The organism is Shewanella electrica (assembly GCF_022321485.1).
In the GTDB taxonomy this organism is placed as follows: domain Bacteria; phylum Pseudomonadota; class Gammaproteobacteria; order Enterobacterales; family Shewanellaceae; genus Shewanella; species Shewanella electrica.
On record NZ_JAKOGG010000003.1, the window covers coordinates 431,532 to 447,477 of the forward strand.

At 48.0% G+C, this 15,946-nt stretch carries 14 protein-coding genes; 8 read left to right on the forward strand and 6 right to left on the reverse strand.

Annotated elements, in window-relative coordinates:
- Positions 1 to 96: 96 nt before the first annotated feature.
- Positions 97 to 1,329, reverse strand: coding sequence for a type II toxin-antitoxin system HipA family toxin (locus L9G74_RS06755; protein WP_238895534.1), 1,233 nt, complete (start codon positions 1,327 to 1,329; stop codon positions 97 to 99).
- Positions 1,329 to 1,586 (reverse strand): helix-turn-helix domain-containing protein, encoded by a 258-nt coding sequence (locus tag L9G74_RS06760; RefSeq protein ID WP_238895535.1) that lies wholly within the window; start codon positions 1,584 to 1,586, stop codon positions 1,329 to 1,331. The genes L9G74_RS06755 and L9G74_RS06760 overlap by 1 nt, the downstream gene beginning before the upstream one ends.
- Positions 1,587 to 2,256: 670 nt before the next feature.
- On the opposite strand from L9G74_RS06760, the gene L9G74_RS06765 reads away from it, so the two are divergent.
- Positions 2,257 to 2,808, forward strand: a complete 552-nt coding sequence (locus L9G74_RS06765) for an acyloxyacyl hydrolase (protein ID WP_238895536.1) — start codon at positions 2,257 to 2,259, stop codon at positions 2,806 to 2,808.
- Positions 2,809 to 2,953: 145 nt separating this feature from the next.
- On the opposite strand, the gene L9G74_RS06770 is transcribed toward L9G74_RS06765, so the two are convergent.
- Positions 2,954 to 4,156: an MFS transporter gene (locus L9G74_RS06770; protein WP_238895537.1), complete on the reverse strand. Its 1,203-nt coding sequence runs from the start codon at positions 4,154 to 4,156 to the stop codon at positions 2,954 to 2,956.
- Between the two features lie 740 nt (positions 4,157 to 4,896).
- Here L9G74_RS06770 and L9G74_RS06775 point away from each other — a divergent pair.
- The 4 genes from L9G74_RS06775 to L9G74_RS06790 all read left to right on the forward strand — a co-directional run bounded on the left by L9G74_RS06775 (position 4,897) and on the right by L9G74_RS06790 (position 10,125).
- Positions 4,897 to 6,189, forward strand: coding sequence for a cytochrome c (locus L9G74_RS06775; RefSeq protein WP_238895538.1), 1,293 nt, complete (start codon positions 4,897 to 4,899; stop codon positions 6,187 to 6,189).
- Positions 6,190 to 6,209: 20 nt separating this feature from the next.
- Complete coding sequence (locus L9G74_RS06780) at positions 6,210 to 6,695, forward strand: (2Fe-2S)-binding protein (RefSeq protein WP_238895539.1); 486 nt, start codon at positions 6,210 to 6,212, stop codon at positions 6,693 to 6,695.
- Positions 6,679 to 8,982, forward strand: coding sequence for a xanthine dehydrogenase family protein molybdopterin-binding subunit (locus L9G74_RS06785; RefSeq protein WP_238895540.1), 2,304 nt, complete (start codon positions 6,679 to 6,681; stop codon positions 8,980 to 8,982). The genes L9G74_RS06780 and L9G74_RS06785 overlap by 17 nt, the downstream gene beginning before the upstream one ends.
- 84 nt (positions 8,983 to 9,066) lie before the next feature.
- Positions 9,067 to 10,125 (forward strand): XdhC family protein, encoded by a 1,059-nt coding sequence (locus L9G74_RS06790; protein WP_238895541.1) that lies wholly within the window; start codon positions 9,067 to 9,069, stop codon positions 10,123 to 10,125.
- Positions 10,126 to 10,165: 40 nt separating this feature from the next.
- Here L9G74_RS06790 and L9G74_RS06795 read toward each other — a convergent pair whose 3' ends face one another.
- The 3 genes from L9G74_RS06795 to L9G74_RS06805 all read right to left on the reverse strand — a co-directional run bounded on the left by L9G74_RS06795 (position 10,166) and on the right by L9G74_RS06805 (position 13,126).
- Positions 10,166 to 10,753: a nucleotidyltransferase family protein gene (locus L9G74_RS06795; RefSeq protein ID WP_238895542.1), complete on the reverse strand. Its 588-nt coding sequence runs from the start codon at positions 10,751 to 10,753 to the stop codon at positions 10,166 to 10,168.
- Positions 10,754 to 11,021: 268 nt separating this feature from the next.
- Positions 11,022 to 11,372: a cytochrome c3 family protein gene (locus tag L9G74_RS06800; RefSeq protein ID WP_238895543.1), complete on the reverse strand. Its 351-nt coding sequence runs from the start codon at positions 11,370 to 11,372 to the stop codon at positions 11,022 to 11,024.
- A 62-nt stretch (positions 11,373 to 11,434) separates the two neighbouring features.
- Positions 11,435 to 13,126 (reverse strand): FAD-binding protein, encoded by a 1,692-nt coding sequence (locus L9G74_RS06805; RefSeq protein WP_238895544.1) that lies wholly within the window; start codon positions 13,124 to 13,126, stop codon positions 11,435 to 11,437.
- Between the two features lie 860 nt (positions 13,127 to 13,986).
- Between L9G74_RS06805 and L9G74_RS06810 the strand changes: the two genes are divergently transcribed.
- From L9G74_RS06810 to L9G74_RS06820, 3 genes are all read left to right on the forward strand, one after another.
- Positions 13,987 to 14,430 carry a DUF4234 domain-containing protein gene (locus L9G74_RS06810; RefSeq protein ID WP_238895545.1) on the forward strand — a complete coding sequence of 148 codons (444 nt, stop codon included), beginning with the start codon at positions 13,987 to 13,989 and terminating at the stop codon, positions 14,428 to 14,430.
- Positions 14,431 to 15,021: 591 nt separating this feature from the next.
- Positions 15,022 to 15,582 (forward strand): DJ-1/PfpI family protein, encoded by a 561-nt coding sequence (locus tag L9G74_RS06815; protein ID WP_238895546.1) that lies wholly within the window; start codon positions 15,022 to 15,024, stop codon positions 15,580 to 15,582.
- Positions 15,583 to 15,701: 119 nt separating this feature from the next.
- On the forward strand, positions 15,702 to 15,935 hold the full coding sequence (locus L9G74_RS06820) for a DUF6429 family protein (RefSeq protein ID WP_238895547.1): 234 nt from the start codon (positions 15,702 to 15,704) through the stop codon (positions 15,933 to 15,935).
- Positions 15,936 to 15,946 lie beyond the last annotated feature (11 nt).

Consider the following 15,946-nt stretch of genomic DNA (forward strand, 5'->3'; position numbering starts at 1 on the left):
TTATTTAGCTACGGGCTTGGATGATAATGCGTGAGTTAAAAGTCGGATAGCCACTCTGACTTGCCATAGATTCACAAAACGAGAAACCCCCGGCACTTACTCAAACTTCTTCTTGCGGTCGTGGCGATAACTTTTAGTGGTATAGGTTGGTGTCATCACGCTTGATACCGCTTGCTCAATTGAATCACGTAACCCAGCGAATAACTGCACGGCATCGGAACGCTTTAAATAATCCATAATGCCATCGCCAGTGGACTCGATGATCTCCTTCGCTTTTCTGATGCGAAACTCTTTGCCCTCAGCCAACTTCAGTAAATGGGATACATCGGGGAACGCCTTACTGCTTGCGAGCTTAAGCGCCATCTTGTTATCTATGGTGTCGTAGATCAGCGTATGGGTGATATCAAATGGCGGTGAAACAAAAATCTGTGACATATCAGGCGAGTACTGCACAGCAAAGTTTTTGAGGTGCGCATCACCATTACCAATCAAGCAGTTAAACACGATGTAACGAAACATGGTTTCAACTTCCGCTTGGCTATTGGTGTAAAGATACGTCGCCCTCAGTAACGTTTCATAACTGCTACTGTACTTTGCATCGGGATCATTAGGCTTTTTCAACAACGTAGTGAAATCTTCATAACCAAGCTTTATTCCCTCAGCGGTTTTATCAAACCGTTCAACCACAAAGGTTTCCAGATTATCTGAGAGATATGTTGCTGGTGGATTCAAACCACAATGACGAGCTGCCTCCATGCAGACAAACTCATTTACTGTTAATAGTGGGAACTGCTCATCAAATGACTTAACAATCAGATCTTTTTGCTCAAAGGTTCTATCCGTTTTAGCGCCACCTGCATGGGGAATACTGACCTTGGGCTGCACACCAGCAAGTGAGTTTCTCAAGTAGTATTTTTCAAGCAGTTGCGGGAATAGTGGCTCAGCACTGTGATACGACAGAATATCGTTAAGAGATACAGACTCAGCTTCTGGCAAGTCCAACTCACTTTGATAAGACAACATGCCTACACTGTGATCACCTTGCAACGCCAGCAAGTACATATCGTTGACTTTGGCATAGCGAGCCAGCTTTTCAGCAATAAAGCGACGGTTAAACCCTTCTGGTAGGTTTTGTGCAAATATTGGATGCAATGCTCCGGATGAGTAACCATCCATGCCCTTTTTCGTCATGGTCAGCGACACATGGCGTTTATCCTGTGTCGGCTGGTAATGATGCACTGAGCCATGGGTCAACACGCCTAACTCTGCACCATCAGCATGAACCGTGATACGGCTGATTTGATTAGGCAAGCTCGCTTCGACGGTCATTAGTCATCCTCCGCAAACAAGCTATCAATCTCATCCCAATCAGGTAACTCATGACGTTTTAGTGTCACGTTAAACTGTAAGCCGACCGCATCAAGCAAACGCTCGAAGATATCGAACGAGCCAGTAAAACGACCATTCTCTATTTCTGAGATAGTGACTTTATGAATACCTGTCAGCTCAGCAAGGCGCTGTTGGGTAAAGCCAAGCGCTTTACGTTGTGCGCTGACCGCTTTACCAATTTCCTGTCTGCTTGCCATGTAAACACCAAAAGTTAACTATATAGCTAACAAAATAGCTCACAATAAAAAAATTAGCTATATAGCTAACAATATTTTAGACACTATGCACAAAACTTATAAGCGTTAAGTTACTTCGCTGAGCTGCCTGTGTGGCAGTGAACGGATCCGCTGATCATCCCCATGGACACAGCGATTTCTGAGCTATCTGCGTAGCAGCAGACATCAACGCCAACCAATGTGTACTCACTCTCGTAAAAGCGCTAAAAAACTTTGTGCTAATTATCAACGCGTCATTGATAATCATATGCCGATATTCCTATTAATTAGCACTAAGTCCCTGCAGTAAAATAATCCTATCAGATAAAGATAATGACATTGCCGTGAATATCAAAGCTTCACATTAACAACCTTTGTTATCTAATTTGTTATTTTTGATCTCACTTATTTAACCAATAGAACATTAAATACAAATATCGAGTTACTACAACATGGCATTATTAAAATTAATAAAACAGTGAATCACGGTGCGATAAGTAGCAGACTATTAACACCCATTTATAAATACAAGGTGCCGTTATTCCAGCTTGCATTTATAAGTTACGCCCTTATATATCAAGTAAATCGATTTATTTTTTATATATAACCATAGAAGGAACGTTATTAAAGAATACGTTTAAGGAGACTTAACATGTTGAACAAACGTTCATTATTCCGTGTCTTTTCCTTGGCAACTTTGTTTATATCTTCACTCGCGTTTATCAATACCGCACAGGCAGACTACGATACCGGAGTTGCGGTTAACTATGTGCATGGCGAAGGTGATCTCGATGGCGTTAAACTCGCTTACCAAGTCAACTTTGACTCATTACACTTCATTAGTGAAGACCTTGATTTAACATTAGAAACAAGCATAAATTTCTGGCAATACGATGGTCATAACGACACTGATGTGCTGGTCGCTGCATCTCCTATCTTGCGCTATCCGCTGTTTTATACCGATTTAGCCGATGTCTATTTGGAAGGGGGGATTGGTGTGTCGTTTATGAAAGACACGGTATTTGCGGGTAAGGATGTGGGGATTCACTTTCAATTTGAAGATCGCTTAGGCTTTGCCTTTAGATTTGGTGAGTCACGTAAAAACATTATTTCGCTGACCTACTTACATTATTCCAATGCGGGATTAAGTGACCATAACCCCGGGATCGACCTATTAAACGTCGGCTATAGCTATCGTTTCTAATGGGCAATTGATCTAAAAAATCACGAAGTTAGTAAAATGAGATTCAACGGATGCAGCCTATATTCTGCCACAGCACCACAACGAAAAGCCCACATATTACGTGGGCTTTTCAAATGGCATCAACGATATTTATCACCGAGCAAAATCAGCTCGCGGATTCTAATTCTTGGTTAATTTGTCGTCCTTGTACACGACTCACCAACCACATAATAAAGCCACCGCCAAACAGTAACGCAGCAACGTAACCTGTGTTATTGGCGGCATAGCCATTAAGAAACACGTAACTGCCCGCTACAGGGCCAATAGCATTGGCAGAGTTAAAGGCACATTGCAGCAGTGCACCAATCACCGCATGGCCGCCATTGGCAACGCGCATCAGCATGGCTTGGATAATGGTGGTTAAGCCCAAGCTGGCGCCGAGCAGAAACACCACCAAAAACAGCAGCCAAACATTAGATGCCGCTTGCACATAAACCACCGCTAAGGCGATACAGTACAGCAACACAATGCCGGTCACTTTCGCCACCACGCGGTCACGCACATGGCCCAACAACCAGTTACCAACTGTTGAACCGATACCAAAAATCACCATAGCGATGGAGATGTAATACGCAGGCACTTGGGTAACGGCCAGCATGGTATCGGCTAGGTAGGTATAGACACAAAACACGCCGCCAAAGCCGATCACGCCGATACCAACAATGGGCCAGATCAGCGGATTTTTGAGCACGGCGAGATCTTTCTTTAAGCCTTCGCCTTCGGCGGGTAACGATGGCAACACGCGCCACAACAATAGACAGGCAGCTAAAGCGCCCACAGATACCAGCACCAATGCCCAACGCCAGCTCACACTTTGCGCTAATAAGGTGGCAAGTGGTACGCCCACAATGGTGGCAATGGTGAGGCCAGAGAACACCCGCGACATATACAGTGTACTGCGCCCTTCTGGCGCGAGGCGGGCACCAAACAGTAACGCCGTACCAAAATAAGCGCCATGCGGCAAACCACTTAAAAAGCGGAACAATACCATCTGCTCAAATGAGGCGGCTAATGCACTTAAGCCGTTAAAGGCAAAGATCATTCCGGCAAACAACACCAGCGCGGTGCGGCGGTTCATCTTGGGGGTGAGCATCATCAGTAGCGGTGCCCCCACAACTACACCAGCGGCATAAGCGCTGATAACGTGCCCAACTTTACCGGTAGAAACGTTAAATGTCTCAGCAACCAACGGCAGCATTGGCATCACGGAAAACTCTGTCAGTCCAAGTAAAAATGTGCCTATCGCTAGGGCAAACAGCGTAAGACCTATCGGCCGCTGGCTGATAACTTGCGTCGCGGTGGTACTCATGAACACTCCTGCTTTTACAACTTAATGATGACGATGACACGGCCCGCCGCTAAGCGTGGTAAACAACCAAATCTGTGGTAATAGCGCAGAAAACAGCGGAAATAGCGGCGTAAAACGGTGCAAAGGCGTCATTCTACGCCAAAAATTTTAATACTAAAGTATTGCCTGAGTTTTTTACTCAAGTGTTGCTTGCTCAAATACTGGGTGGTTTTGCCATAGCGCTATGTGGCTAGGGGCTGTGGATGTTGGCAGATCGTTTTGTTGCTGACAGGGCGTGATTTAGGCAAGGCGGGTGATGGGCCGTGTCGTTATTTTCTCCTGCAATAGCCGCTATTTCCCGATGTGGCATATCGACCGTTGGCGCGAGCTAAGTTGCTCATGCCAAGTATGCTCAACTCAAAAAATGGTGAACTTTTAGCTAAACGTACTAAATTTTACATCTAAGCTAGTCAAAAAATTCATTGAGTGCAACGGTATAACCTCTTCACCAGTAAGGGGATTATGGTTTACACTAGCTGGGTTTTGTTAACCTGATCACACTATTCTGCAGTAATGTGCGCAGGAACACAGCCAGAGTGGGCAGATATATGTCAGCGCCTCTGGATTGGGAAGTAATAGGATGTTTTCGAACCTTCCCTCGCTTCGTATCAAACATAACGAAGCGACTTTTCAACAAAGGGGCATGGAGCCAGCTCCATCGCCTATAAAAATAACTCCATAAATTCGTGAGGCAATGTGATATGAAACGCGGTTTATACAGCGTGCTCATCGCAGCGGTCGTCGTATTGGTTGGCTTTGGCGTTTACGCTTGGCACCCGACGATTGCTCCGATAACGCCACCAGCCAAGGATCAGTTTTCAGCGGACATGATTGCAAAGGGTAAAGTTTTAGCAGCGGCAGGCTACTGTAGCACTTGTCATACTGCGCCTGGAGGCAAACCTTTCGCTGGCAACTATGAGATGCATTCTGATTTCGGCACCATCTATTCCAGTAACATCACGCCAGATCAAGCAACGGGTATCGGTAACTGGTCAGAAGAAGCTTTCATCCGTGCCATGCGCACCGGTGTGAGCCGCGACGGCAGCCATCTGTTACCTGCGTTTCCTTTTGAACACTTCAACAAGATGACCGATGACGATATCAAAGCCGTTTACGCTTATATCATGTCGTCTGTTGAGCCTGTACAGCAAACCAAGAAAGAGAACGGCATTCCGTTCCCATTGAACATCCGCTTCCTGCAAGCGGGTTGGAAGATGCTGTTTGCTGATACCAGTGATTTCCAACCTAACAGCGACAAGTCTGCCGAGTGGAACCGCGGCGCTTATCTGGCTGAAGGTATTGCCCACTGCGGTGCTTGCCATACTCCACGTAACGCCCTCGGCGGTGAAAAACGTGACCAAATGTATAGCGGCGCAGCCATTGATGGTTGGATTGCGCCATCACTGACGGCTTCTAGCACCTCGCCACTCAAATGGCGTGAACAAGATTTCTTTGAATATCTGAGTACAGGTAACTCACCATTCCACGGCAGTGCTGGCGGCCCAATGGCGCCGGTCGTTCACGATGGTTTGGCGGCGTTATCTAAAGACGATATCAAGGCAATCGCTACTTACTTTGCTGATAAAGCAGGTAACGTGAGCGAAGACCCTGCCCAAAGCCCTGCGCTGGCTAAAGCCGTTGCTGCACAGCAATTGCCGGATCTGCGCACTCACGAAGGCGCGCGTTTGTATGCCGCGTCTTGTCAATCTTGCCACTACAGCAAGCAACAACTGGTCAAAGGCCGTCCATTACTGGCCTTAGGTTCAGCGGTGCATTTGGATGATCCAACCAACCTCATCAATGTGATTTTGGATGGTTTCCGTGCCAATCAAGGTATCCAAGGTGTGGTGATGCCAGCCTTCCGTGATGCCTTGAGTGATAAAGACATCACTGCCATCGCCGCTTACCTGCGTGAAGCCGCAGGCGAACAACCTTGGCCAAATCTAGAACAGCGTGTGGGTGAGATCCGTAGTCAACCCCGTTTTGAGCAATAATCACGGGAGAAGTGAGTAACATGGCTAAATTTATTTTGAACGGCAAGCCAGTGGCTGTCGATGTAGACGGTGACACTCCACTGTTGTGGGTTATCCGTGACGAACTGAACATGACCGGCACCAAATTTGGTTGCGGTATTGGTACTTGTGGTGCGTGTACTGTGCATGTGGGTGGCCGCGCTACTCGTTCATGTACTACGCCGCTGTCAGCGGTTGAAGGTGCAGAGATCACCACCATTGAAGGGTTATCTGAGCAAGGTACTCATCCCGTACAAGTGGCTTGGCAAAAACACCAAGTGCCACAATGCGGTTACTGCCAGTCAGGTCAAATCATGCAAGCCGCTGCGCTGCTGAAAGATATTCCTAATCCCTCTGATGACGATATCGATGCGGTAATGAGTGGTAACTTGTGTCGCTGTATGACCTACGTGCGCATTCGTGAAGCGGTACGCGAAGCGGCCAATACCATGAGCATGCAGGGAGGCAAAGATGAGCAGACTGCCTAATAAAGACAACGGCACCGGCATGACGCGTCGCGGCTTTTTAGTGGCGATGACGGCGGCTGGCGTGAGCTTTGGTTTTCCGCGCATGGCGATGGCAGCAATGGACCCAGCCACTGACAACGGTCAGCCGCTGCCAAATGCCGACGCCCTGTACGAACCGACCTTGTGGTACTCCATCGACAGCGCTGGCAAAGTGAAAGTGAACATCATCCGCGCCGAGATGGGCCAGCACGTGGGCACTTCTATCGCGCGTATTTTGGCGGACGAGCTGGAAGCCGATTGGGATGATGTGGAAATCATCCACGTCGATAGCGATAAAAAATGGGGCCTGATGGTGACCGGTGGTAGCTGGTCAGTATCACAAAGTTGGCCTATCTATCGCCAAGCTGGTGCTGCTGGTCGTACTGCGCTGCTGGAAGCGGCCGCTAAACTGTGGGGCGTACCACAACGCTTATGCCAAGCCAGCAAAGGCCAGATCATTTGCGGTAAAAAGTCGATCAGTTACGGCGAGTTGATTGCCCAAGGTGTTAGCCGCCAATTCACTGAAGACGAATTAAAAGCACTGCCACTGAAACCAAACCAAGATATGACCTTGGTTGGTCAGCAAGTGCGTGGTTTGGACATCAATAATAAAACCACCGGTCAAACCGTGTTTGGGATTGATGCCAACGTTGAAGGCATGGTGTATGCCGCGCCGATCCTGCCACCCACTCGTTATGGCTCAAAAGTGTTGTCAGTAGATGATAGCGCTGCCAAAGCGGTAAAAGGTTATCAACAGTTCATCACGCTGGACGACCCAAGTAACACCGTACCCGGCTGGGTGGTGGTATTAGCGAGCAGCTACTATGCCGCTAAAAAAGCCTCTGAGTTGGTCAAAGTGGAATGGCAAGTTGGCCCAGCGGCGAAAGTCTCTGAGGCTGACATCATCAACCACGGCCGTGAGTTGCTAAAAGATGCCAGCAAAGGTGCGATTTTGGATACTGGCGATACCAACACTGAGCCAGTGTTTGCCAACGCCGCCTCCAGTATTGAGCACGAATACATCACCGACACCGTACTGCACGCGCAGATGGAGCCGCTGAACGCGTTGGTGTTCCAAAATGCTGATGGCGTGTGGGAAATTCACTCTGGCTGCCAATGGCAATCGCTGACGCTGCCTGTCGCGGCTGCGGCGTTGCAAGTGCCAGAAGATCACGTGGTGATCCGCGCTTACATGCTCGGTGGGGGTTTTGGTCGTCGTCTGAACGGTGACTACACCATTCCTGCCGCGCTGGCATCAAAAGCGATTGGTGGCAAGCCAGTGAAGTTAGTGTTCACTCGCGAACAAGATTTGCAATTCGATAGCCCACGCTCTGCATCACTGCAACAACTGCGTATGGCTTTTGATGGCGACAAACATGTACTGGCGATGGAACACCACGCCACTGCCGGTTGGCCAACGGAAGTGATGATCCCGGTATTTATGCCAAAAGGCACCAACGGCCAACCTTACGATCCATTCTCCATCGCGGGCGCGGACCACTGGTATAACGTCGGCGCGCAGAAAGTACGTGCGGTATCGAACGATTTAGCCAACGATACCTTCCGCCCGGGTTGGTTGCGTTCAGTAAGCCCTGGTTGGGTGGGTTGGGCAGTAGAAAGCTTTATGGATGAAGCGGCGCACCATGCCGGTGTGGATCCATTAGATTTCCGTCTGCAACACTTAACTGCCGAAGGCCGTAATGCGGGTGCAGGCCCAATCGCCTCCGGTGGCGCTAGCCGTCAAGCGGCGGTACTGAAAAAAGCCGCCGAAATGATTGGCTACGGTAAAGAGTTGCCAAAAGACAGCGGTATCGGTATCGCGTCAACCTTCGGGCAAGAACGTGATATGCCAACTTGGGTTGCTGTGGCAGTCCAAGTAAAAGTTGAACGCGACACTGGCTTAGTGCATGTGGAAAAACTGCACGTGGCGGTAGATGCGGGCATCATTGTTGATCCAGACGGCGCAGAAGCACAATGCCAAGGCGGCGCACTGTGGGGTCTATCAATGGCGCTGTATGAAGGCACTAAACTGGTTAACGGTAAGTTCCAAGACAGCAACTTTGATACTTACACGCCGCTGCGTATTGGCCAAACCCCAGAGGTAAAAGTCGAGTTTATTAAAAACGACTACGCGCCAGCAGGTTTGGGCGAACCTGCGGTAACGCCAGTGGCACCGGCCATTGCAAACGCGATTTACCATGCAGTTGGCGTGCGTCTGCGTAAAATCCCCATGACGCCAGACGATGTTAAAGCGGCCTTAAAAGCCTAATGTTGCGGCCCGAGTCACATCGGGCCTGTTTCATACTATTGTGCGTGGTGTTTACGCCACGCTGCTCAATTCAGGAGCTGTCTTATGTCCTATCTTTCGCAACCTCTTGATGCTCGCGTATTGCAACAAGCGATCACCTGGGCCGACACTGTGCCGGTGTGGTTATGCACTGTTTTGCACACTTGGGGCTCGTCCCCACGCTCGCCGGGCAGCTTGTTGGTGGCGACACAAGATGGACGCCAAGAGGGCTCTTTGTCTGGCGGTTGTGTTGAGGAACACTTTATTCAGCAGATTGCTGATGGCCGCTGGCAACAAGCGTCGCAAGTGGTGCGTTATGGTGATGGCGAACTCGCGCCAGAAGTCACCCTGCCCTGCGGCGGTATTTTAGAGATTTTGGTGGAATATCTGCCTGCTGGCGCCGCCACCGTCGATTATCTCAAACAACAATTGCATGCGGTGCAAGGCTACCAAGCCATCCGCAAACAGCTTGAGTTACCGCACGCGTGCGCCCAAATCGTCGAAGATGATTTTGCTGGCACCACAGCAGCAATTACCTACCAAGCCCCCAACATTGATATCCGCATGGCGGCTGCGCCAAGGTTGTTAGTGGCCGGCTACTCGCCAGTGGCACACTACTGCATGGAGTTTGGTCATGCACTCGGTTTTGAGGTGGTTTTGCTAGAACCGCGTGAGAGCGTGCTGGCCAATATTGAGCAACTGCCTGCGGGCGTGCGTTTGCTGGAAACCTTTCCGGCCAAATATCTGGAGCAACAAAGCTGCCACGCTAACACCGCCATTGTGTCGCTAACCCATGACCCACGCTTAGATGATCTGACCATGATGGAAGCGGTGCACACGCCGGCATTTTATATCGGCGCCATGGGCTCAACCCGCAACAGCGCCAAACGCCGCGAACGGTTAGAACGCATCGGCGAGCTGACCGAAGCGCAGCTATCGCGCATTCATGCGCCGATTGGTTTAGCAATTGGCAGTAAAACCCCCGCAGAAATCGGCTTAGCCATTATGGCGGATATCGTGCGTATCAAAAATTTGGGGCACATGAGCGCCAAGCCAGTGGTGCAAGGTACGCTCAATCAGCTTGCGCCCTTGAATGAAGAGGATGGCGCCAGCTGCGCCATCTAATGCTGAGTAAGCCAACGCCTAACGCGCAAAAAGCTAACCGTTATTGGGCAGGCAGATCGGCATCTTTAACAACGCCGCTATGGCCTGCCAATTTGACTAACTTAGTGTCATCTAACAACTGGCGCGCTCCGTGGTCGCCCGTTAACTGGCTCAGCGCCGCGCCATAACCTTTACCAAAGCCGACCGGATGCCCCGGCATATCGTCAAACATCATCCGCGCTTGCGCCTCATCACTGCTTAGCGCCGCCGCCACTTGCACATAATCGTCACTGCGCAACCAGCCCATATCTGCCGGTGCAATTAACCACCCCGCCCAGTTAGCGCTATCACATACGCCCGCCGCAATGGTTTCGCCTGAGCCTGAGCTAGCCACTAAGGTAACGGCTGCGCCAAACTGCTCGGCCATGGCGATGATTTCCATCTCATCAGGGCGCGTGACCAGCCGTACTGGTAAGCCAGACGCTACCGCTTGTGATAACGAAAAGGCCAACAGCGGCACTTGGTCGCCGTTGCTATTGGGATACAAGGCCAACAGTTTATTGCCCTCGCCGCCCGCGGCCGTAAAACGCGTGCCTTTGCCCGCTGCCAGTAGCAAAATGCCCACGATTGGATGATTTGATGCTGTCACGCCGACTCCTTGGTTAAATCAATTTCGCCCTATTATGCAAACCTAAGGAAGGTGCAAACAAGTCTTCGCGACACGCTGGACTGGTAAGCCATAGCAGTTCAAGGCAGCTAACTGCTGGCATGCTGGAGCATAGCAAAGTTGGCTCACGAAGAGATGCATCAGGCCACCCACGCGATGCCCGCCTGATCTGTCATAAAAAAGCCACCGCGCATGGCGGTGGCTTGGCTTGCATGATGTTTAACGATTCACTGTGTTGCGACAGTTCACTCTAGGGGACTTTAAAACCCCAACGTGGGTGACAGCTTACACATGCATTTTCAGATGTTTGGTGCACGTGGTGGCAGCTCAAACAGTCGCTTTCAGTGCCAAAGTGACGGTTGTTGTGCACGTTGGTTGGTTGCATGTCTTGGGTTTTCTTCGCCAGTTTTTCGGTGTTGTGGCATTGCACACATTTCATCATCGTCACCGCTTCACGAGGTTCAGCATTACCGTGGCAACTCGCGCATTTAATGCCTTTTTCGAAGTGAGTCTGATCCAGTAGTTGGTCACCTTTAGCCATTACTGAGCCTGCAATAATACTCATGGCAAGGGAAAGCATGATTACGGTTAATTTTTTCATGGTATTCGTCCATTCTCTCATTGGGTTAACAATGCCGTGTTCGGCATTCGCTCTTGATGACCTTAGGCTTTTAGACCGGCAACATATTTGCCTGCCAAGTAGCCAAAGGTGTAGCAACGTCCCAGAGACAAACCGAATACGGTCAATGGATAGTCAACACCACCATAGAAGCCACCACCGAGGTTACCGACAATGAACAAGCCGGGGATCTCTTTACCATCCGCATCCAATACTTGATGGTTTTCATTCACCAAAATGCCTGAGCAGATGGTAGAGATACGCATGCGGCGGTGAATACCATAGAAAGGAGGTTTCAACACTGGCACCATACGGCTTGCTTTTTTCCCGAAATCTTCGTCTTTGCCTTTTTTGCACAGCTCGTTGTAACGTTTAACGGTGGCGACAAAGTTTTTAGGATCGCATTCCAGTTTTTTCGCCAACTCTTCCAATGTGTCGGCTTTGTAGGTGTTAGCGATGGATGGGAATACGCCTTTTTTCTCACCTGGTTCTTCAGGCATATAGTTTTTCAATTCTTCAGGGCTATACAGATGACCCGGCCAATCTTTCGCTTGAGTCATGTAGTCTGCATCGAACACTTGAGAGTAGTGACCAGCGTTGTGCTCATCTTTCAAGTAGTTGTTCATCAAAGACATTTCAACAGTTTCATTGACGAAACGTTTACCGTCACGGTTAACCACCAAGAACGGCATGTCACACATTGACGCTGGACCGGCATCAAAATCGTGCAGCATTTTGGTATGACCCACAGGTTCAATCACACCACCAGCCCAGTAGGCCATCGCAAAACCATCACCGGTACGATCTTGTTGCTTACGTTCGAAGTTTTTCAGATCTGGGATGAAGAAATCGCACATGGCTTTGTTGTTTTGGTAGTCACCAGAAGACAGGATCACCCCTTTTTTAGCCATGAATTTATGGTATTTACCATCACGAGTTTGCGCGATAACACCCAGCACTTTGCCTGATTTATCTTGGATCAGTTGTTTTGCAGGTGTGTTGTAGAAGAACTTCACCCCCGCTTTTTCAGCCGTTTTTGCCAGTGCGCGCATGCCATCACCGGTGGTGTATGGTTTTGGACCGCAAAAAGAAGTCACAAAGTTCAGACGATCACCTTTGTCTGCAATCCCATGAATACCGTGCTGTGGTTCCGTACCTTGGTCTTCAACTTGACCACCACCTTGCTTAATGCGGTCAATCGTCCAAGATACCGCTTCACCTGAGTTGTAGGCCCATTTACGGATTAAACCAGGATGTGAACGGTGTTGATTGTCGGCCATCAGCCGGTTAACCAATGCCTCAACGGCGGATTTATCACTGGTTTTCAGGTCGACGCCTGAACCTGTGTTGCCTTGAGAAACAGCGAAGGCTTGTTTTTGCAAACAAGCAACTGAAGCACCCGCTTCGCGAGCAGACAAGGCAGCAGGCACACCAGAAGCACCCGCACCAACCACAATCACATCAAAGGTTTGAGTTGATGCAATATCTGCGTCAGCGATTGCAATCGGTTTTGGCAGGAAGCTCACGGTAGCGCCACCAACTTCGCCAAATTGTTCACCCACCACTACAGGTGCAGTGGTGGCAGAAGCAGTACCTACGCCCAGCCCAGCAACAGCTAACCCGCCAGTGCCGATAGCGGCGCGAGTTAAAAAGCTACGACGAGAGATGCCGTTTTGCAGCACGCTCGCAGTATATTGATCGAGTTCTTGCGATTTCGATGAATTATCTTTACTCATTTTATTTTTTACTCCATTGCTCATTCTTTTACTCCCTAGCCCCAGCCGCTAACGGTAAAAGTGCCATTAACACCGTTTGTTTTGGTAATAACCCTGATTGAATTACATTTGCCAAAAGTGCAGGTGAGATTACGCGATGGTCATTTTTAGCAACTGACCACGAACGGATTTAAATATATGACATATGATGTTTTACCAAAAGAATGGTTATTTATGTCTTTGCAGTGCTTCTCAAAACATGTTTGATTTGCGATTGAGTGTTCAAAAAGCTGTTTTTATTTTCATAACGCGAGAAAAAACACTATTGGCTCACAGATCTAATCGATATTTTTCATTTAGAGAAAGTGAATCATTTAGCAAAACTGGATTAAGTTAAGCCTAAATAATAAAGAATGGATTTAGTAAAGAGCAATCTCACTAATTAAGTAAACAGTTAATATAACAACAAGAGACAAAATAAAACTTTTGACGAACATATCTTTTTTGACGCTGAAATATATTTATATTACCTTTTGAAAATTTTCAAACCTCACTTATTTATAAACCATTTAACTAAAACAAGGATGATTTATGGCAACAATCGCTGAGCGGAGGAAGGTACAAACAAGTCTTCGCGGCGCTCTGGATTAGTAAGCCGTAGAAGTTCTAGGCAGTTACCTGCTGACATGCTGGAGCATGGCAAAGTTAACTAACACAGAAATGCGAGGGCTTACCAATCCCCCTAGGGCGTGGCGTACAGCCTCATCTGCTGCGTTGCAGCTTTGGCAAAGGGCTCACCATTCGCGGCAAACTGCGCCTTGCATCTGAAGGCTGTATGCCGACGCAGAGCACGCACAGGACTTATTCGTACCTTCCTAACTGTGAATACTAAAACGCTTAATCTGGTACTGTTGACTATAGCGACAGCGGGTATTTACACCCTGCTGTATTTGTATAAAAACTGCGCAAGCATCGAAAAAATCACCAACAGTAAAATTGCAGATAATGTTTTTATTATTTGGTTGGCTGTTTGTGTTGGTTTAAGTGGCGTATTTAGTGCTTCAGGGGAACCAACAGCGGATGTGATTGCAGGAGTCTTAACCATCGCAGCCAGCGTATTGTATATTGTGTGGGCATTTAAGGCGAAAAGAGCATTACAAGAATATGCTCTTAACGAACATAGAATTGACCTAATAATGAACCCTTTCTACACTTTCATTTTTACTCTGTACTATATCAACTACTGTATCAATGATTTACCTGAAGCAAAGCGTAAGCAGGAAATTTTGACTGGTCATCCAACTACGTCAGAAACCGCGGCTTAATACCCGTTAACAGCAATCGTTAGCAGATGGGTATTACTACTTCACCGTCTGCTAACGTGATGAAACACACGGTTCATGAATAGATAACTCAATATATATCTGTTTATATAAGAAAGTTTATCAACAGCTTTAACAGCATTTGAAAAAACTAAAAAGTCAGTAATAAATTTCAAAAAACCATCCAAAGATATTTAAACAACAGATAAAAACAAATAAACCAACCGTAACCAACATTAATTAAACCAGTTATTATTCACCACCTAAAAACTCAATAAAATATATCCAACAAAACACCAATAAATATTATTTACTTAACAACAAATATATCACCGAGGTATTCCATAAAAACCTCTAACCTTGGCAAAAATTAAAGTAATGCATCAAATAGACTCACGGCCACCCGCATTAACTGAAACATGGTTCAACAAACAAAATCACTAACGCGTTCCAAGGTGTCATGCATAAATATCTTCGGTCTAACAACTAATCCACACTCTCACCAGGCTATTTTTTCGCCATCAGCAAGAGTACCCTGATGGGGACACTTATGCAGCAGACGCTGCTTCGCATCAACCGCAAGGAGCATTAAGCATGGCTAAGATATTGATTATTGCTGGTGATTTTGTCGAAGATTACGAACTGATGGTGCCGTTTCAAGCATTACAGATGGTTGGCCATCAAGTGAGTGTGGTTTGCCCTGACAAACAGGCAGGCGACACAGTAAAAACCGCTATTCACGATTTTGAAGGCGACCAAACTTATACCGAAAAACCGGGGCACTTATTCAGCCTCAATGCCGATTTCAACCAAGTGAGCGCCGATGCATTTGACGCGCTATTGATCCCCGGTGGCCGCGCGCCTGAGTACCTGCGGCTCAATAGTAAAGTGATTGCGCTGGTACAAGCCTTTGCCCAACAACACAAACCTATTGCCGCGGTATGCCACGGCGCACAGCTGCTAGCTGCCGCCAAAGTGATTGAAGGTAAGACGATTTCGGCTTATCCGGCTTGCGCACCGGAAGTCGCGTTAGCGGGTGCTAACTACGCCGATATTCCAGTAACAGATGCGGTCACCGATGGCCTGTTTGTGACCGCCCCCGCTTGGCCCGCACACCCGAACTGGCTGGCTCAATTCAACAAACTGCTTGGATAACCTCGTTGAGCTTTTGTCCCAGCCACCGCGTAGTCGGTGGCTGTTATGTAGCAAGTAGTTCGATGTTGAATGAGGTGGATACAGCATGCAGTGACAACGGATGAGAAGGAATGAAGCTTATGAAAATTGATGAGAATAAAATCGACGAGGCAGCATTAGCATTATTGTTTCTTACCTTACACGATGAGTACGGTAGCGCATGGAAGCAATTGGACTGGGGAGTTACTCAGCGACTGCACGCTAAAGGGTTAATAGAAAACCCTGTGAATAAGTCCAAATCATTGGTACTGACCGCTGCTGGAAAAGCAAAATCTGAGCAACTTTTTCATCAACTATTTAGTTTGTCAGAGTAATGACCATTTAT